Annotated in this window: 22 protein-coding genes; 2 read left to right on the top strand and 20 right to left on the bottom strand. The window is 64.1% G+C overall.

Features of this window, described 5'->3' with window-relative positions; genetic code table 11:
• On the bottom strand, positions 1-390 hold a 390-nt coding region (locus tag CH273_RS13225), incomplete at its 3' end, for an acyl-ACP desaturase (protein WP_179275468.1).
• 437 nt (positions 391-827) lie between these two features.
• Between CH273_RS13225 and CH273_RS13220 the strand changes: the two genes are divergently transcribed.
• Both CH273_RS13220 and CH273_RS27700 read left to right on the top strand, forming a co-directional pair.
• A complete protein-coding gene (locus tag CH273_RS13220; protein ID WP_032395891.1) occupies positions 828-1,664 on the top strand; it encodes a tyrosine-type recombinase/integrase in 837 nt (278 codons plus the stop codon).
• Between the two features lie 26 nt (positions 1,665-1,690).
• Positions 1,691-1,849 (top strand): hypothetical protein, encoded by a 159-nt coding sequence (locus CH273_RS27700; protein WP_155290806.1) that lies wholly within the window; start codon positions 1,691-1,693, stop codon positions 1,847-1,849.
• On the opposite strand, the gene CH273_RS13215 is transcribed toward CH273_RS27700, so the two are convergent.
• The 19 genes from CH273_RS13215 to CH273_RS13130 form a co-directional block, all read right to left on the bottom strand.
• A complete protein-coding gene (locus CH273_RS13215) occupies positions 1,846-2,313 on the bottom strand; it encodes a hypothetical protein (RefSeq protein ID WP_032395890.1) in 468 nt (155 codons plus the stop codon). The genes CH273_RS27700 and CH273_RS13215 overlap by 4 nt on opposite strands.
• Positions 2,313-2,741, bottom strand: a complete 429-nt coding sequence (locus tag CH273_RS28365) for a hyaluronate lyase N-terminal domain-containing protein (protein WP_052049643.1) — start codon at positions 2,739-2,741, stop codon at positions 2,313-2,315. The genes CH273_RS13215 and CH273_RS28365 overlap by 1 nt, the downstream gene beginning before the upstream one ends.
• Entirely contained in the window at positions 2,741-4,891 is a 2,151-nt protein-coding gene (locus CH273_RS13205; protein WP_143546223.1) for a hypothetical protein, read from the bottom strand. The genes CH273_RS28365 and CH273_RS13205 overlap by 1 nt, the downstream gene beginning before the upstream one ends.
• Positions 4,884-7,637 (bottom strand): hypothetical protein, encoded by a 2,754-nt coding sequence (locus CH273_RS13200; RefSeq protein WP_032395888.1) that lies wholly within the window; start codon positions 7,635-7,637, stop codon positions 4,884-4,886. The genes CH273_RS13205 and CH273_RS13200 overlap by 8 nt, the downstream gene beginning before the upstream one ends.
• The gene (locus CH273_RS13195) at positions 7,630-7,911 is read right to left on the bottom strand and encodes a hypothetical protein (protein ID WP_032363974.1); all 282 of its coding nucleotides are present in this window, start codon (positions 7,909-7,911) and stop codon (positions 7,630-7,632) included. Before CH273_RS13195 ends, CH273_RS13200 begins: the two co-directional genes overlap by 8 nt.
• Positions 7,912-8,319, bottom strand: coding sequence for a hypothetical protein (locus CH273_RS13190; protein ID WP_032395887.1), 408 nt, complete (start codon positions 8,317-8,319; stop codon positions 7,912-7,914). It lies immediately after the preceding gene.
• The gene (locus CH273_RS13185) at positions 8,319-8,693 is read right to left on the bottom strand and encodes a hypothetical protein (RefSeq protein ID WP_032395886.1); all 375 of its coding nucleotides are present in this window, start codon (positions 8,691-8,693) and stop codon (positions 8,319-8,321) included. The genes CH273_RS13190 and CH273_RS13185 overlap by 1 nt, the downstream gene beginning before the upstream one ends.
• Positions 8,690-8,818, bottom strand: a complete 129-nt coding sequence (locus CH273_RS28180) for a hypothetical protein (protein WP_256991306.1) — start codon at positions 8,816-8,818, stop codon at positions 8,690-8,692. The genes CH273_RS13185 and CH273_RS28180 overlap by 4 nt, the downstream gene beginning before the upstream one ends.
• Entirely contained in the window at positions 8,815-9,555 is a 741-nt protein-coding gene (locus CH273_RS27945; protein WP_032396293.1) for a peptidoglycan-binding domain-containing protein, read from the bottom strand. The genes CH273_RS28180 and CH273_RS27945 overlap by 4 nt, the downstream gene beginning before the upstream one ends.
• Before the next feature lie 133 nt (positions 9,556-9,688).
• Entirely contained in the window at positions 9,689-9,985 is a 297-nt protein-coding gene (locus CH273_RS13175) for a hypothetical protein (RefSeq protein WP_032395885.1), read from the bottom strand.
• Positions 9,982-10,383, bottom strand: a complete 402-nt coding sequence (locus tag CH273_RS13170; RefSeq protein WP_032395884.1) for a hypothetical protein — start codon at positions 10,381-10,383, stop codon at positions 9,982-9,984. Before CH273_RS13170 ends, CH273_RS13175 begins: the two co-directional genes overlap by 4 nt.
• Positions 10,384-10,386: 3 nt before the next feature.
• Positions 10,387-10,800 carry a hypothetical protein gene (locus CH273_RS13165; RefSeq protein ID WP_052049641.1) on the bottom strand — a complete coding sequence of 138 codons (414 nt, stop codon included), beginning with the start codon at positions 10,798-10,800 and terminating at the stop codon, positions 10,387-10,389.
• A 5-nt stretch (positions 10,801-10,805) separates the two neighbouring features.
• Positions 10,806-11,198 carry a hypothetical protein gene (locus CH273_RS13160; RefSeq protein WP_032395883.1) on the bottom strand — a complete coding sequence of 131 codons (393 nt, stop codon included), beginning with the start codon at positions 11,196-11,198 and terminating at the stop codon, positions 10,806-10,808.
• On the bottom strand, positions 11,198-11,536 hold the full coding sequence (locus tag CH273_RS13155; RefSeq protein ID WP_143546221.1) for a hypothetical protein: 339 nt from the start codon (positions 11,534-11,536) through the stop codon (positions 11,198-11,200). The genes CH273_RS13160 and CH273_RS13155 overlap by 1 nt, the downstream gene beginning before the upstream one ends.
• A 2-nt stretch (positions 11,537-11,538) precedes the next feature.
• On the bottom strand, positions 11,539-13,233 hold the full coding sequence (locus tag CH273_RS13150) for an HK97 family phage prohead protease (protein WP_032395881.1): 1,695 nt from the start codon (positions 13,231-13,233) through the stop codon (positions 11,539-11,541).
• Complete coding sequence (locus tag CH273_RS13145) at positions 13,230-13,628, bottom strand: hypothetical protein (protein WP_052049639.1); 399 nt, start codon at positions 13,626-13,628, stop codon at positions 13,230-13,232. Before CH273_RS13145 ends, CH273_RS13150 begins: the two co-directional genes overlap by 4 nt.
• A complete protein-coding gene (locus CH273_RS13140) occupies positions 13,625-14,836 on the bottom strand; it encodes a phage portal protein (protein ID WP_082322512.1) in 1,212 nt (403 codons plus the stop codon). Before CH273_RS13140 ends, CH273_RS13145 begins: the two co-directional genes overlap by 4 nt.
• Positions 14,837-14,869: 33 nt before the next feature.
• Complete coding sequence (locus tag CH273_RS13135; protein ID WP_032363983.1) at positions 14,870-16,366, bottom strand: terminase large subunit domain-containing protein; 1,497 nt, start codon at positions 16,364-16,366, stop codon at positions 14,870-14,872.
• Positions 16,366-16,632 (bottom strand): hypothetical protein, encoded by a 267-nt coding sequence (locus tag CH273_RS13130; RefSeq protein ID WP_143546220.1) that lies wholly within the window; start codon positions 16,630-16,632, stop codon positions 16,366-16,368. Before CH273_RS13130 ends, CH273_RS13135 begins: the two co-directional genes overlap by 1 nt.
• Between the last annotated feature and the right edge of the window lie 41 nt (positions 16,633-16,673).

The following is a 16,673-nucleotide window of genomic DNA, read 5'->3' as shown; positions in this document are numbered from 1 at the left end:
TTCGAGGGCGACGGGATCGACGCCGCGGGTGACGACGAGGTAGTCACGCATGACGATGCCGTGCCGGTTCTCCTCGGCGGTCCACCGGCCGACCCAGGTACCCCAGGCACCGTCCTGGGAGAAGTTCTCGGCGATCTCCCGGTGGTACGACGGCAGGTTGTCCTCGGTGAGCAGGTTGGTGATCATCGCGGCCTGTGCGACGTCGGAGAGCTTGGACTGCTCCGGGTCGTAGTCCTGGCCGCCGAGTGCGGCGAAGTTGCGACCTTCGTCCCACGGCACGTAGTCGTGAGGGTGCCACTCGCGAGCCATCGAGATGTGACGGTTCACATTGTCCTCGGCAGTGGGCACCAGCTCTTGCAGAAGCTCGAGCTGTGTCAGATCCCTCGCCATTAGATCGCCTCCATAGATTGCGTACGACCGGTCCAGCTTACGGCACCGTAGGTTCGGTGTGAACCTCGTCGCGGCTGTTCACTTGCTGTTCCGGCGGTCGTGATGTTCGGTGTCGATCGGCGCGAAGTCTCCCCGGAGCGTCGATCTTGCGACCGGCCTTCGCGAGTGCACGACCGCTGCAGTTCCCCCAACACGTCGTTCGGTCTCGGCCGATCGTTACGCCCGAGTGTACGTTCCGGACAGGTGTGAGCACTGTTACTCGGACGGTGTGTGGTGCCCCCAGTAGGACTCGAACCTACGACCTGCGGATTAAAAGGCCCACGATTCACACCCTCCGACCGAGCGTCCTGCATGAGCTGAGGCCGACCGGATGAGCGCACGACGACAGTCATGCCAAACCGCCGACTACCCTGTCCGTTTTGGTGTAGATGTGACAGATGAGCACTAACGCGACTATTGATGAGTGGGAAATTTTCCAGCACGGCCAGCGTCGATCGGAGCTGACGTCGAGTGAACGCATCCGAGTGCTGCGCCAATTCGAGCGGGAGGCGAAGCTGGACCCGGCATTCGCGCAGCCGATCGACATCCTGCGCTGGTACGCCTCGCACCCCGAATGGAAACGCAGCACCCACTACACCTACAACTCGTACATGGCCAGCTGGTTCAAATGGCTTCAGATGCAAGACATTCGAGTCGACAACCCGATGTTGAAAATAGGGACGATCCGGCAGCCGAAGCGCAAACCCCGACCCGTGGCCGACACACACCTGATGACACTGTTGAAGACGAACATGCACCACCGCACGCGCGTGATGATCCTGCTCGCCACGCTGGCAGGCCTCCGCTGCATCGAGATCGCAGAATTCCGCGGTGAAAGCATCGACCTCGAACGCGGCCGCATGCTCATCCTGGGCAAGGGCGGCGACGAGAAATGGGTACCGCTGCACCCGATCCTGGCCACCACTGCCGAGACCATGCCGCAACGGGGCTGGTGGTTCCCGTCGAACAAGACACGACCGGGGCAGCACGTGACCCGAAAGTCAGTGTCACAGTGCATCGGTGACGTGTTCCGGCGCGCCAACGTGCCAGGCTCCGCTCACCCCCTGCGGCACTGGTACGCGACGACGCTGCTGGAGGACGGGGCCGATGTGCGCGTCGTGCAAGAGCTGATGCGTCACGGCTCGATCACGTCGACGCAGGGCTACACCGGCGTCAGCGACATACGCATGCGGGCCGCAATCGACAAGCTGGACTTGTTCCGTGCTGTCGCCTGATATGTCCGGTGTGCTATGAATCACGCATGGTTCTCCTGTTGCTGGTGGCGCTCGTGATCGGCGGTATCTACCTGTTCCGGCGCGACCATCCCGTCGAACAGGGACCGGTCAACATCGCCCTCAAGCGCATGATCTGGGGTCTGTTGGCAATCGCCGTTGTGCTGACTCTCCTTACCGGAGACTAAGCCAACGTGAGGAACGTGCCGCTCGCGATGACGGTGCGGCCACCGGTGAGGCCGGCGACGTAACCCTCGACCGTGATCAGTCGATCAACGCCGGCAGCGGGGATGGTGATCGTCGCTGTCGGTGCCGTGCCGCCCGCTGGTGCCGTGCCCATCACCACGCCGGCCGCAAGCACTCGGCACGAGTTGACGGCATTGCTACCGCCGTAGGTCACCTGGACCACTGCCGTCGCTGTGACGCCGGCGGGCAGCACGAGCCCGTCGCTCACGACCACCGATCCGCTGCGAGCCGTCCACCCGGTGAGCTGAGTCCAGGTCGACGCCGGCAGGGTTGGGTTGCCGGACTTGTCCATGCCGGCACCCGCGTACGCCTGCCACACGAGATCACTACCAATGTGTATGCGGGACACGGGATCTGCGCCAATATAGACGGAGCTGACTGCGGCGTCCCCGATGTTGAGTGGCATCAGCCGACGATGAAGTAGGCGGTGGTGGCATCCTTCGACCCGAGCGCGGCGTACGCGGCGGCGGTCATCTTGCGGACGGTCGCGATGCCGGCACCGTTCTGCACACCACCAGCGGGGCCGGCGACACCCTGGTCACCCTTCGGGCCTTGGACACCCTGGTCACCCTTCGGGCCTTGGATACCCTGGTCACCCTTCGGGCCCTGCACGGTCGACGCAGCACCCTGGGGGCCTTGCGGACCCTGCGGACCTTGCAGGCCGCGCGGACCCACCTGATAGGGGCGGTCGTTCCACGCGGCAACGCCGTTGCCGACCTTGAGGAAGCCCGTGTCGGTCTCGCAGCCGAGTTCGCCGGCAGCGAGCACCGGGTTCTGTGCTGTCCACTCCGCTGCTGTGGCGCGGAGCTGCTGAATGCGTTTGCGGTCGGCCATCAGAGCGTTCCTCCATCGAGTAGGTGGGTAACAGTTTCGTTGGGGTGACCGCCGTCGACCAGACCTTTCGACGGGGCGAAGATCGTGCCGGCGTCGGTGTCACCGAGTGCGATGAGCGGCACCGGAGTATCGGGTAGCCAATAGACCTGCGAGCCGGTCACATCGAACCGGAGCTCCACCGTCCACGAGCCCGGTTTGATCGTGTGACTGATGCGCCGGATGCGCTGCATGTACGGGACACCGAGCCGGCGCACCACGATCGCATCGAGGACGTCGAGCTTCGACACGAGCGCCCGTTCGGCCGCTGTCACGATGGGCAGGGTGATCGACCGGGGGCCGGTCTTCTCGACGCTGTACTGATCGAGAATTGCCGCTGCCCATGCTGCGAAGTTCGAGCCATAGTTGCCGGCCTCAAGATCGGCCCAGGCACCGGAGCCACGCACCACGGGAAACGTGCGCGACGACAGGCCCAGGGCTTCGATCGACGCACCGCGACGGTACTCAGCGGTCTGAGTGCGGCCGGCGATGAAGTCGAGCTTGGCAGGCGGGTCGTCAGTGCCGACATACCGGTCTGTGAAGTCCTCCGAGTCGAGCAGGTTCTCCGTGACGCGGACAGCGTTCACGAGATCCTTTGTGTCCGAGCCGAACTCCGCATTGATCGAGTACGACATGTGACCTTCGCGGGGTTCATCGGACACGTCGAGCGCCACGGTGGCCGGCAGTGCGGACAGCACCTCGAGCCGATCCTCACGGGTGATCCGCAGGAACCCTTTGCGGGCGTTGCGGGCCATCACGAGCGAGGTGAGATACGTCAGCTTCTCGTCGGCGTACGACGGGTAGGCACCGCCCCACGGGGGCAGCGGTCGGGGAGGGCCGGACACGTCGACGCCATCGACGCTGACGGGGATGCCGAGCCGGTTGAGCGCCGGCACGTACTTCGCGAATGTGTCGAACGCTGCAGGGCAGGGCTCGCCGAGGCGGGCATGGCTGTCGTGCACGCCGATCTCGACCTGCGGCACCCGACCGATGCCGGGGACGATGCGGCGTGACCGGACGCGGCCGGCGGCGATGACCGTCAACCCGACGCCATCGGGGTCCAGTGCGATGATCCGGACCCGTTTGCCTACAGTGACTTTCGGGTCGACAGTGGCTGATGCGAACTTGATTCGCTGCACGCCGAGGTCGGCCTCGATCTTCTCCGTTTTCACCTCCACCACGTCATCGGTGATCGTCTCGTAGGTGTAGCGGTAGATCCGGTTCTGCTCCTGCGTGCGTGTCTGCCATGTTGCGGCCGGCGGTTGTGGCACCGGTGCCGCCGGGGTCACAACCAGCCTGAGAGGATTGGCTGTGGAGAACGTGAAGTAGTTCCACGTGTAGTCACCGAAATACAGAAAGCCCTTCTCCTTAACCCTGTATGGCACCGAGATCGGTTCATTGGTCGTGTTGGCGCGCAGCGAAACCGTCAGGTGGACTTCGCTCACGCCGGCGGGAACGGCCACAGGTGACACCACGGGCAAGGTGTGGACGGTCTGCTGCATTCCGGTGCCGAAGATTGAGACAGTCTGAAAAGTACTGGCGTACTGGAGAAGTGGCGTCGATACCTGATCGACGGTGCCGTATTCGTCCTCGGTGCGGCTGATACCGTACAGCGTGCACACGACCGATAGGTTCGTCTGATTGTCGTTCGAGTCGATCGGGTGCGTCAGGCCTGAGCGCCGGATCGCGAACTGGCCGGCGAAGTTCACGAGATCACCGGGGGAAACTGGTGTGGGCATCCGCGTTTGCACCACGACCGGGCCGATGTTGATCTCGGTCATCTTCGAGACAGTGGACTTCACGGTGCCAACGGAGACGTTCTTAACGGTGCGAGCAGATCCCGACCCGTCGTACTCCACCCTAAGATCGACCGATGTGTCGACCGACGCCTGCGAGATCGGAGCATCCTTGCGTGGGCTTGCGAATATGCCGGTCCCCACGATCGGACCAGTGACGGGCTTAAGCTCCGAATCCTCCTGACGTGCAAGGAGGTTCAGCATTGCTACACCACCGGGTACATAGTTCGCTGGTGTGATGCCGTCCTCGGTCCAGACCAGTTCGCGTGCCGTCTCGACCTGAACGGCCACCATCGTGGCATCGGTGAATTTAGACACTGATGGTCTCCGATCCACCGACTGCGGACGCGTACGCGCCGAGCACGTCGCGAACCTCGCGGCCGATCACCACCGGGTCTGCCATCAGGCCGGCCTCGACCGTGACGTACACCTGCTGCTGTACACCGACGCCGCCACTGAGCCCGATGTTCGGCACCAGATCCTCATCGAACCTCTTCGTCACCGCCTGCGCCAGCGACGATGCCTCGGTGATCAGCTCCCGGCGCTGACTGCCGAGCCCGTCGATGAAGCCACGGACCATCGCTTGCCCGTGCGGGATGAGCATGATGCGGTCGGCCGCAATTCCCTTGCGGCCCTTGTAGACACCCTTGTTCGCGGCAGCCACAGCGCCCAGTTCGGCCGCAGCGGCAGCGACCGCGCCGGCCTGCGATCGGAGGCCGGCCGCGAAGCTGGCGCCCGCAGCGGAGCCCTGAGCGGACAGGTTCACCGACACGCTGGATGCGGCTGCAGCCATCGACGCGGCAGCGGACGCGACAGCGCCGGCGGAGCCGGCGAGGCCCGACGCGAACGAGTTGCCGGCCGCTGCACCCTGCGCTGACAGATTGACCTTGGCGCTACCGGTATCCACCTGCACGCTTACCGGCACCGGGGCAGGCGGTGGGATGTTGATCACGGGCAGCGAGACGTTGAACGTGATCGGCACGGGCGGCGGTGGGGTCAGTTCGAGCGTCGGCTGTGTCACGTCGAACGTGATCGGCACCGGGGCCGGCGGGGGGACGGCGATTGCCGCGCCCTCGACTGCCTCGACCTCGACCTGCACGGGTGGAGGTGGTGTCACCTCGGGGGCGGGGATCGGCTCGGACGGGGTGACCTCGGGGGCCGGCACGATCGGGGCCTCGATCGTCGGCGGCGTGATGTTCTCCAGTGCACCACTGATGGCCGACGTGTCGGGCGGTGTCACCGGTGGTGCCGGTATCGCGCCGGGTGGTGCGATGTTCTCGAACGCGCCGGCGATGACCGACGTGTCCGGTGGTGTCACCTCGGGGGCCGGCACCTTCGGTATCGGCAGGTTCTCGAACGCGGTGGACAGTGGCGTGGTGTCGGGCGGCTCGACTGCCGGGGCTGGAATGCTGTCGGGCATCTTCTCTTCGAAGTCGCCCAACCAGGACGCGTGGTCGTTGAGCCACCTGTTCGGGTCCCAGCCGTCGCCGAAGATCTTCTCGCCCAGGTTGAGGCTTTCGGCTTTCTCCCCGATCCCAGTGAGAAAGTCGCCGACTCCACTGCCGAATTCGCCTATGGCCGTTGCTGCTTCGGTGAATTTGGTGATGTCGCCCGTGATGCCCTCGAGGAAGCCCGTGACCGATTCGCCGTCGATGCTGCCCACCAGGTCACCGAACGCGTTGGACATGTCGGCAATGCCGTCGATGGTGCCGGAGAAGTCGGCGCTGCCCATCTCATCGAAGAACGAGCCGATGCCGCTCGTGAATCCATCAAGTGCGCCGGAATCGAGGAACCCCATCACGTTCTCGAATCCATTGGCCATCGACACAATTGAGTCACCAGCGCCGTCGATGATGTCGGGGATAGCGCCGAAGACTCGCTGTGCGCCGGCGACGACGGCGGGGTCTCCGAGCTTCTCGGTGAAGTTGCCGAACGCCTGAATGTACGACGGAATGTTCGAGATCAGGTTCTCGATGTGCGGCTCTGCGGCACCGAACGCCTTCTCCATCGCGGGGCCGACTTCGTTCGCGATGGCGGGCATCTCACCGGACAACTCGTTGACGAGACGGGCAGCGCCGGCGGTCACAACATCGAGGCTCGGTCGGATCGAATGGAATGCTGCGCCAACGGAAGTCGCTAGATCGACAAGCGGCTGTTCGACCGGTTGCGAGATCTCCTTCATTGTGTTGACGACGTCGTCTTTCATGACGGTGAAGCTGTCTTGTACCTTCTCCGACGTTGCTGCTGCGACGATGGGAATCGCGGCGAAAGCGCCGCCGACGCCAACCGACAGCGCGCCGGCGGCAGCGGTGACCGCACCGAGGCCGGCAGCGGTCGCGAACACACCAGCGCCGGCGGCACCGGAGATCAGGGGCGCAATTGCGGTGGTGAGACCCGCAAGCAGTGGGGCCGCCGATGCCGCTGAGCCACCCATCCTCGCGATACCGGATGCGGCGCTACCGCCGGCGTTGGTGCCGAGCCGGATCGTGTCGTCGTTCAGCGCGAGCAAGGCGACACGGAACGCTGCGAGTTCTGCTGCGGCACCGGCGGTGTCGACGTCGAGATTGATCGTTACCGATCGGGGCACGGCTGCGAGGAATGCTGCGAGTTCGGCTGCGGCAGTGCCGGTGTCGAGATCGAGGTTGATTCGTGCGTTGGCGTTGCCGAGGGTGGACGCGGCGAGGGCGGCGCGGAACCCTGCGAGATCCGAGTCGATGTCGATATTGATCGAGCGGTCACGGAGGCCGGCCAGTTCGGCACGGAGGATGTTGAGCTCGGTACGGTCGACGTCGACCGTGACCTTTACGCGGGTGTTGCGGAGCGCGTCCATCTTGCCGCGCAGTGCTGCGAGCTTCGCGTCGTTGACGTTCACGTCGACCGTCACGTCGCCGTCGCGCAGTGCGGCGAGTTTGGCTTTCAGGACGTTGAGTGCACCGTCGTCCACGTCGACCGTGACGGTTGCTTTCGAGTCGCGCAGGGAGGCGATCGCAGCCTTGGTGCGCTCGATCGCCTGGAGCAGATCACGCTCGTGACCGTTGATGTAGATGTCGACGGAATTACTCATCGTCTTCGCCTCTCGGTGTCAGTCCCAGCACTGCCGGCGCGACGGGTGGTGTGCCGCCTCGGTCGAGTAGGCGTTCGATCAGCAGGACGATGTAGGCGCGAGCTGCCAGCTTCCATGCGTACAAGCTGGTGTTCTCGTCTTCGAGCGTCTTGTTGCGGGTGGTGAGGGTGACGACGTTGCCGCTCTCGACCTTGTTCCACAGGGAGGCGACGGTGCCGACGCCGCCTAGTCCTGCGCCGATCGCGGCGATGATGATCAGGGTGGCTTCGCTCACCTATGTCACCCCGAGAGCTGACCACAGCCTCGCTGCTGCGTAGTTGATCACGGCTATCCCAACGGCTATGACGCCCACAAGGATTGGGGACGGTGGTACGGAGCGGATCGGTGCCAGGATCAGGCACAGTCCGTAGAACGCCCATGCCGCGACGACGAGTGCGTGGGTGACGACGACGCCGCGTCGGATCACGGCCGCGTAGCCGAGCACGGCACCGGTGAAGGCGAACAGGAACGGCCACACCGGGAAGAAATGTTCGATGACAACCACGATCGATTCCTGCCCGGGCGGCAGTGGGCGGCGCACGAGCGCATCGGGTCCGGTGTAGAGCGCACCGACGATCACGGACAGGCCGGCGACGACGAGCGAGAGCATCCGAGCGGCCGCGACGACGGCCCGCTCGTTCATCAGCGGCCGATCTTGCGTGCGCCGAATGCGAGGACGGCCATGATGCCGGCCACCACTGCGCCGCTGCCGAGCCCTTTCCAGTCGGTGAGGTCGAACAGCTCGAAGTCGTCGCCGCCGATGGTCTCGGCCGCGTACGCCAGCACTGCCGACAGTGGCAGTGCGATGCCTGCCTGTATGGCTGTGCGGGCCGCTGCGGTCTTCGCGGGCACAGTCGCGGCCGGTGGAGGGATGCGCACCTCATCGAGCGGCACGTTGTGGTTGAGAGCCCTCGCGATGATCGGTGTCAGCTGGACGAACCGGGCTTCGATCTCGGGGCCCATAACGCGCATGATCTCGTTGCGAACCTGATCGAGCGGACCCTGTGGTGCGGTCATGACTTCTCTTCCATGAGCTGTGCCTCGGTGGGCAGTTCGGTACGGAGCAGGTAGCTCGCTGCTGCGGTGGTGCCGGCGACGACGCCGATCACCACCGCAGTGGCGAGGGTGTGGAGCGCCCTCACAGTCCGAGCCGCTTCCACGTAGCGGGGCCGACGATGCCGTCCACCTCGAGGCCGGCACGGCGCTGAAATTCGAGCACCACCTGGAGCGTGGCAGGCCCGAACTCGCCGTCGACCGTGAGCCTGGAGTACGCCGGGTAGTCGCGATTGAGACGAGCCTGGACCTTTCGGACTTCCTCGCCGACGGAGCCGAGCTGGATGAATGGGACGCCGCCGGACGATGGGATGGGCGGGGGCGGTGCACCGTTGGTGTCTTCTGTGATCGGCCCCGGTATGTGCCAGAAGTCGTGGAAGATCCGGTCGTTCCACGCGCGGGCGTAGTACTTCGTGCCACCGCGAATAACGCTGCCGTAGATGACACCACCCGGCATTCCGCGGCTCTCGAAGTTGACCAGTCGGCCACCGCCGTAGTTGATCGTGCACGCGACGTGACTGTTTGCGCCGCCACCGCCGTGCATGAATCCGAGACGGAGAACGGCGTCGTCGGGGCCTCGACCCCTGATTGTGCCGAGCGGGCCGGCCTGGCCACGGGGAGTCAGTCGCCACGTCTCCGTCGAGCCGTAGCGGCGTGCGGGCGATTGGCCTTGCAGGATGGCGGCTGCTGCGGCCACGGCCCACGAGCAATCGCCGGAAGGACCGCCGGCCGGCCCGTCACCGTCACCGCCGTATTCGTATGCAAGGCCGTTCTTGCGGACTCCGAATGCGTCGAGCTGGTTGAGCCGCGATCGTAGGATTGCCATCATTTCCTCTTCGCTCGTTTGTTGGCGATCTCGATGAATGCGTTTCGTTCGAGCAGGGTCAGCTCCTCGAACACTGTGGGCGACTGGCCCGTCAGCATGCAGAACTCGGCCAGCCGGCGGGCCTGGGTCTGAGCTAGCTTGCGGGCTTGCCTTTTGGGTCCGAGTCCTCCTCGTCCACACCGGCTTTCACGCGGGCATCGTGGTAGCTGGTGTCATCGAGGTAGTCGTTCCACCCGTCGACCTCGGCCTTGCCCCACTTCTTGAGCTGGTCCCGCGACAGGGTGTCGACGTAGCCCACAGCGAAGATGAGCTGAACGTTGTCGGCCTTGGCAATCTCGTTACCGGCGCACTGCTGCACGCGCTTGAGTGCCGTTCCGGTGAGGGAATGCAGCTTGTCTTGGAAACCGTTGGTATCCGTCTTGGCGCTCATAGTCCTGCGTCTCTCTTTCGTTGGATGACTTCGCGTTTCACTCGGAGAACTGCGAAGGGGGTGACCCGTTCTAGGGTGATGAACATGAAGGGATAGGGCGCTTGTGGATCCCAGCGGGTGCCGGCGTGGTTCATGGCGACGTAGATGCCACCGCCGTGCGACTTCCGGCTAGCGCCGCCGGCTTTCGCGTAGGCCCGCATGTTGGAGCCCTTGGCGCGGATCGACTTCTTTGTGCGTCCGGAGTAGACCGGGGCGAGGACGTTCGCGATGGTGAACGTCCTCGCTGCGATCTGGTCGAACGCCGGCTTGAGCTGTCGAACCGTCTTGTAGAAGACCGTGAGCTTTTCGAGCAGGGGGCGTTTGCCCTCGATCGACAGCTCGATCTTCATGGTGGCCACGAGCTATTCGACGATGCGCTCGGGAACGCCGTCGATCGGCCACTCGACCTCGAACTCGTGCTCCTCGTCGGCCTCGCCACCAAATCCGGGCTTGCTGGCAATGGTGCAGGTACCGGCAAAGTGAGGCTTCTCGGCGGTGGGCACTTCGTTGCCGTAGGGGCGTGCGATGAAATCGACCGTCTCGCCGGCGTTGAGCCAGATGTACGTCCAGAACGAGCTGGACTGGAAGTCCTGAAAGCCGGTGCCGCGAATGAACCACGCCTTGGTGTCGCCCTCCTTCATGCGGGCGAACGTCTTGAACGCGATGTCCTCCCCGTCGTCGGGCTCGCAGCGGAAGGCCTTGAGGTCGGTGTTGTACTCGGTGCCCTCGATCAGGATCGAGAGATCCTTACCCTTGGTGCCTTTGAACGGAGCCATTGCGGTCACTCTTCTTTCATGTCGATAGCGATCGACGCTGCGATTTCAGCGCCGAGATACTGCGGCTTGCCCTCTTCGGGATCGGTAATCTTCGGGGTCTCGACCTCGATACCGATCATGTAGGGCCGGAGGGCGATCAGTGCCCGAGCGGTCATGTCGTTCAATGCATCTCGTGTCACCGATGCGCTGCCCCTGCCGGCGACGATCTGGATCAGCCAGTTCGTCAGGAACGGCTTGCCGAGGCTGACACCGGGTACGTCGGTCTCGATCGACGGGAGAGCGGGGCAGACGACGACGACGGGCGGGGCCGGGTCTTTCACCTCCCAGCCGACAACCTTGGGGATGCCGGCAGCGATGAGGGTGTCGATGATCGTGGTCTGCGTCTGTGTGAGGTCCATCAGAACGCCGGCACGTATCTGCGGACCTGACGGATGATCACGTGCATCGGGTCGCGGGAGGATCGAGTCTGTCGTGCGTTGCCGAACGGGTCGATGCTGGTGCTCGGTCCGTTCGAGGCGTCGAACATCTCAGCGGCCACGAGCAGGTACCACCGTTTACGGGTGGCCGGCGGGATGGGTTTGACCGGCTTCGCGCAGAAGTCGTCGATCGTCTCGATGGCGATGTCGAGATCGTCTTTCAGCTTGCCGTCCTCGGACGCATCGGCTTTGACGAACTCGCGGAACTCTTCGACGGTGGGGTAGACCACCGTCGAAGAGTCCTGCTCGGGCGCTGTCACGACTACGGCTCCACCGGGAACGTGATAGCCGTCATGCCCTTCGGCTGCTCGGAGTAGATGCCCTGGTAGCCGTACACCGAGAAGTCCTTGGTCAGGTTGATGATGTTCTCGTCCTGGAGGGAGAACGGTGCGCCGGCGCTTTCCATCGACGTGATGGCTTCTCGCGAGGTGACTCGGAATGTGCCGGGCGGCAGGCGGTCTCCGACGACGCCGGGGAGGCCGGCCATCGTGAAGCCGATCTCGACGTCGTCGGTCTGGCTGACGTTGGCGCTGCCCCAGGTGTTCTGGCCGTCGCCGTTGACGTTGAAGATCGGTCGGCCGGTGGCGTCTTCGAGCAGTGCGATGTCCTTGTACACGTCGAAGCTGCACACGATGAGGTCGGCGCGCAGTCCCTTCGCGTTCTGGATGATCGAGTGCTTGGCGTCCAGGACGACGGAGATCCACTCGGCGGCGGTGGCCGGCTTCGCCTGCACGACGATGTTGTTGATGCCCTCGTTGCCGCCCTTGGGCAGCGCGAGCATGAACGCCTGAACGTAGTTCTCGTACGCCTCGGCGTACTGGATGCCCATCCACCGCAGGCCGGTGTCGAGGATCGGCACCTTGGCTCGCTCGATCGCCTGCCGGCTGAAACTGGTGTAGCCGCCGACCGTGCGGACGACGCCGCTGCCGGTGCCCAGCTTGATCTCGAGGTAGCCGAGATCGTCGCCTTCGACGGCCTGTACGCCGATTGCGCCGCTCTCGGAGATCACCTTGGCGTACTCGAAGCTGGTGCCGTCCGGTGGCAGCGATTCACGGGAGAACATCGTGGAGATCGGCCGGCTGCGGTTGGTGAGCCGGAGCTGCTTCTCCAGCCACGCCGGACGCTCGACGCCGTCTGCCATGACCTGGCCCTCGTAGGCTCGGGTCTCGATGCGCAGCGACTCCAGCTCGTCGTTGACGGCGCGGATCTCGGTGACGGCGTCCATGTCGCCGGCGAGCATCGCCTTGAGCAGTTCGCCGCCGGTGCGAACCTTGAACTCGCGCCGGCCGCGTGTCTGGGTGCCGCCACCATCTTCGAGTACTCCGAGCCGGCGTTCCATCGTGGTGTTGTCCGCGCGGAGCTGGATCACCTCGGGGTCGTCCTTGAGGGCAGCTTTGACGGCGCGTGCAAGCTCTTCGGGGTCCATACGTGATTCCTGTTCTGTGTCAGCGTTTCTCACGCTTTCGATGACCGCGCCCTTGTAGGCGGGCTTTTCTGTGATGGACACTTCGCCGAGTGTCGCTGCGGTGCGGACGAGCACGCCGTCGCGCGTCTCGTGGGTGCCGGGGAGGAAACCCACCGAGAAGTATTTGAGGACGCCGTCACGGGCGAGTTCGAGCACTTCGTCACCGCGTTCGGTGTTGGCGATGCGGCACTCGACGTAGTAGCCCTCGGGGCGGTTCTTGCCGGAGATGACGGTGCCGATCGGGAGGTCACCGCGTGTTTTCCAGCTGTGGTTGGCGTGCACCGAGACGGCCGGCGCGTCGTCCTCGAACACGCCCAGGGCGAATGATTCGCGGTAGCTTCCGTTCTTGGTGCGGATCTCGGCCGTCTGACCGTAGGGCACGGCGATACCGGAGATGATGCGCGTCTGTTCGTCCACGGAGTTGACCGGTGCGCTGCGGATCTCGATCTCGGTATCCGTGGCGGCTGTGCGGGTTTCGATGTTGTCGGTCATCGCATCCTCTTGTTCAGTCGGAACCAGCGTCGTATCTGGTCGGGTGTCCATTCGGGTCGCTCGTCGCTGACGGCTCGTTCGAGGCAGACGGCGAGGCCGGGGTCGATGATGTGGAACTGAGCGCCGGCGCGGCGGTAGTCGGCCAGCATCGACGGCCGTGGGTCGGTGTCGATGATCCACGCGTTTTCGACGCGGCCCATGAGGATCTGCGAGATGGCTGCGTGTCGAGCGGCTTGCACCACGCGGCGTAGCGGGCCGGGTGCGTCGTGGTGAGCGGTGGACCCGAATGCTTTTGCGAGCCGGTCGAAGTCGACTATGGCGTCGCCGTCTGCTGCGTTCGCTGCCACGAACGTGGACTTGCCACCACAGGGTGGTCCGGTGACGACGTGGATCATGCCTCGATCTCCTTCGGCTGATCGACCCGCTCGGACGGGATCACCTTCGGTGGTGCCGGCTTCTCGTCGCCGTGGGGGAGCGGGTCCAGTCCGTCTCGGGCGCGCAGCTCGTTAATGGTGCGGGTGCCGTTCTGAACGTTGGCGGTGTCGACCTCGGAGCGTGTCTTGCTGTCCATGCGCAGCAGGCCGGACTCGTCCAGCTCGACCTTGTTACCGCGGGGGATGACCTCGGTGAGCCCGCTCTCAACAGCGTTCATGTACTTCGCCAGGGTGGTGGTGAGGTACTGCAGAGTGGACTGTTCGAGGTTTTGGTAGGTCCGAGATTCGGTGCCACCAGGAACGAGCAGGTCGAAAGCCGGTGTGCCGCAGATGCGTACGATCTTGCGGTCGATGGCGTCCTGCACCTCGAGCATCTGCGCATCGGCGGGCTTGAGCTGAATCGACTCGTAACTCAGGCCGGCAGCCATGACGACGGCCTGCCCTCGGTGCGAGCGCAGAAAGTCGTTCCACCGGACCTGGAGTTCGTCCTGCTCGATGTTCGACAAGTGCTGGTCTGTGGTGAGGATGCCGGACGGGACCACAGCGGAGTCGAACCATTCGCGCTGAAACTCGGCCAGCGTGAGCGCGGCGCGCAGCTCGGTCCGTGCGAGCTGGCGCGGGCCGATACCTCGTGCCTCGCCGGTGATGGCGGTGTGCTTTTTGTGGACGATGCGGCCGCGTGGAACCTCACGGCCCAAGTGCCCATAGCGTGTTCGACCCCACGTACCATCGGGCAGCCGCTCGCGCACGATGGTCATCTCACGCGGCGAGATCGGAATCAGGTTGACTGTCTGCGGATCTCCGACGCGCTTCCAGATGTATTCGCCGTGCAGGAACAGATCGTTGACCGTCGACTGCACGAACTCTTCCCAGTCCATGTCGAGGTTCGGCTTGTTCACGATCGACGGGAATGCGCGATCGTCGAACGGGATCAGTCGCTTACGGGCATCGCGGACAGTGGCCGTCATCGAAGACATCATCGTGTTGGTCTGGTCCATCGACCGGGAGAACGCCGAGACCTTGAGGGCTTCCTCCCACGTGACGCCGAGATCCATACGGGGAGGGGGCATTACGGCCGGTAGCGGGGAGTCACCGCCAGCCGAGCCAACCGACCCGCTGCGTGTCTCCACGTCGTTGCCGAAGCCGAAGAACCTGCCGATTGCGTTCATTGCTGGGGAACGCTAATCCCATCCGTGTGATTCTCATGCGGTGGTTTTCGAAAAGATTCTCAGCTGCGACACGAACGGCTGCTGCTGCTCGGCCATGAAAACGCCCATGACCGTGGCATACATCGCATCGATATCGCCGAGAGATTTGTTCATGTCGATCAGCACACCTTGGCCCACGTTCACGGTCACGGTCTTCGTCAGCTGAGTCACGAGCGCTTTCTGGCCGGCGTGCTTGGCGCGGCCATCCTTGATCATCGAGTGCACCGCCGATGTGGCGTTCGCGATGTTCCCTCGGGTCATGTACTCGGCCGGCAGGTGGTGCGTCTTGTCGAGCGCCAGGATCGTCGGCTTCATCGTCTCGGCGTCGGTCACGAACTTCTCCACCCGCACCGTGCGACTCAGCTGCACAAGCTTTTTCAGCAACAACTCGTCGTTGCCGTACGTAATCGTGCCGATGAGCTGGGTGTACACAACGCCGTCGTATTTGGTCGAGGCGACGATCGAGACGTAGTTCCACGTGCGCCGTGATCGGGCGAACGAGATGATGAGCGGTTGCTTGCGGGCCGGTGCAGGCATGGGTCCGTACTCGGCGGCCAGCCATGCCGGGACGGGCATCCAAATGCTTTCGACGGAGACGAACTCGTTGCGGCGGTAGCGTCGGTACGACGACTCCAGCCGGTTCTTTCCCTGGCGCACTTCGTCTTCGAGATCGAGACGGCCCGATGCAATCGCCGGGTTCGCCTGCACGAGGGCCTGCGGATCGTAGAGTTCGAGGTTCGGATCTGCCTCCCACAGGAAGAATCCGAACCTCGGATCGTGGCCCTCCTCCTTCGCAGCAGCGGCGCGGCCGATACGGTAGAGCAACTTCAGCAGCTTCGAGTTGTCGTCGCCGGCTGTGGTGAAGCCGGCCACAAGGGCCTTCGGCTGGGCCGACGCGCCCAGGGTGAGCGCGTCCCACGCCTCGGGCTTGAGCAGGTGCAGCTCATCGAGCAGCATCAGACAGCCGGAGAAGCCCTGCAACCCGTCGCCGTCGCCGGCCGCTTTCACAACGTACGTCGCCGGTTTCTTCAGGTTCCGCGACTTGATACCGCTACGGTCGGTGGTCTTGAACCGACGTTTGAGCAGCGGCACGTTGTCGACGCAGTAGCGGACCTTCGCGTAGAGGTTCTTCGCCTGGTCCACGACGGCCGCGATCGAGATCACCTCGGGTGCACGGGGCACCATCAGGATGAGTCCGTAGAGCGCCATGACGGCACCGAGCACGGTCTTGCCGTTCTGCCGGCCCATCGAGACGACGACCTGCTTGTAGACCAGCTGGCCGCGCAGCTTCTCGACCGGATAATCCTCAGGGTACTTCTGCAGGATCTCGCGAATGAGCCACTTCTGCCACATGTCCAGGCGCAGCTCGTCGCCCGCTGCGAACCGAAAGACTTTCTCCGAGAGCCGAATCAGCTTGTCGGCCTCGGTGTAGTCTGGGTTCTCGATCGGCTGCGTGTAGACGCGAGGCAACCACGGAGGGGCTTCGTCCATCAGATATTGGCGATCTCATCATCGAAACCATCGTCGTCCGACAGCTCCTCGACCGGTTTACGCTTCAGCAGTTCAGAGAACAGCATCCGAAATTCCATCGTGAGGCCCGCCGGCAGCGCGGTATTGCCCTTCACTTTCACATCCAGGAGCCGTGCAATGTGGAACAACGACGCCAGGTACGGGGCCTCCGAATCGCTCACCCACTCGTTCACAGACAGGAACGTCTCAAGCGATCCCTCATACGATTCGTTCGTCACGAAACCCACAACGACCTCCATCCGGCCATGCATAAAATCCGACGAGCATG

It is taken from the genome of Rhodococcus sp. 05-339-2 (assembly GCF_002258965.1).
Lineage (GTDB): Bacteria > Actinomycetota > Actinomycetes > Mycobacteriales > Mycobacteriaceae > Rhodococcoides.
This window is presented reverse-complemented; position numbering and strand designations above follow the sequence as displayed.

What these genes read in the sequence shown, in the direction of transcription:
- CH273_RS13220 (WP_032395891.1), top strand. Translation starts at nt 828, where the DNA reads ATGAGCACTAACGCGACTATTGATGAGTGGGAAATTTTCCAGCACGGC.
- CH273_RS27700 (WP_155290806.1), top strand. Translation starts at nt 1,691, where the DNA reads ATGGTTCTCCTGTTGCTGGTGGCGCTCGTGATCGGCGGTATCTACCTG.
- CH273_RS13215 (WP_032395890.1), bottom strand. Translation starts at nt 2,313, where the DNA reads ATGCCACTCAACATCGGGGACGCCGCAGTCAGCTCCGTCTATATTGGC.
- CH273_RS28365 (WP_052049643.1), bottom strand. Translation starts at nt 2,741, where the DNA reads ATGGCCGACCGCAAACGCATTCAGCAGCTCCGCGCCACAGCAGCGGAG.
- CH273_RS13200 (WP_032395888.1), bottom strand. Translation starts at nt 7,637, where the DNA reads ATGAGTAATTCCGTCGACATCTACATCAACGGTCACGAGCGTGATCTG.
- CH273_RS13190 (WP_032395887.1), bottom strand. Translation starts at nt 8,319, where the DNA reads ATGAACGAGCGGGCCGTCGTCGCGGCCGCTCGGATGCTCTCGCTCGTC.
- CH273_RS13185 (WP_032395886.1), bottom strand. Translation starts at nt 8,693, where the DNA reads ATGACCGCACCACAGGGTCCGCTCGATCAGGTTCGCAACGAGATCATG.
- CH273_RS27945 (WP_032396293.1), bottom strand. Translation starts at nt 9,555, where the DNA reads ATGGCAATCCTACGATCGCGGCTCAACCAGCTCGACGCATTCGGAGTC.
- CH273_RS13175 (WP_032395885.1), bottom strand. Translation starts at nt 9,985, where the DNA reads ATGAGCGCCAAGACGGATACCAACGGTTTCCAAGACAAGCTGCATTCC.
- CH273_RS13165 (WP_052049641.1), bottom strand. Translation starts at nt 10,800, where the DNA reads ATGGCTCCGTTCAAAGGCACCAAGGGTAAGGATCTCTCGATCCTGATC.
- CH273_RS13160 (WP_032395883.1), bottom strand. Translation starts at nt 11,198, where the DNA reads ATGGACCTCACACAGACGCAGACCACGATCATCGACACCCTCATCGCT.
- CH273_RS13150 (WP_032395881.1), bottom strand. Translation starts at nt 13,233, where the DNA reads ATGACCGACAACATCGAAACCCGCACAGCCGCCACGGATACCGAGATC.
- CH273_RS13145 (WP_052049639.1), bottom strand. Translation starts at nt 13,628, where the DNA reads ATGATCCACGTCGTCACCGGACCACCCTGTGGTGGCAAGTCCACGTTC.
- CH273_RS13140 (WP_082322512.1), bottom strand. Translation starts at nt 14,836, where the DNA reads ATGAACGCAATCGGCAGGTTCTTCGGCTTCGGCAACGACGTGGAGACA.
- CH273_RS13135 (WP_032363983.1), bottom strand. Translation starts at nt 16,366, where the DNA reads ATGGACGAAGCCCCTCCGTGGTTGCCTCGCGTCTACACGCAGCCGATC.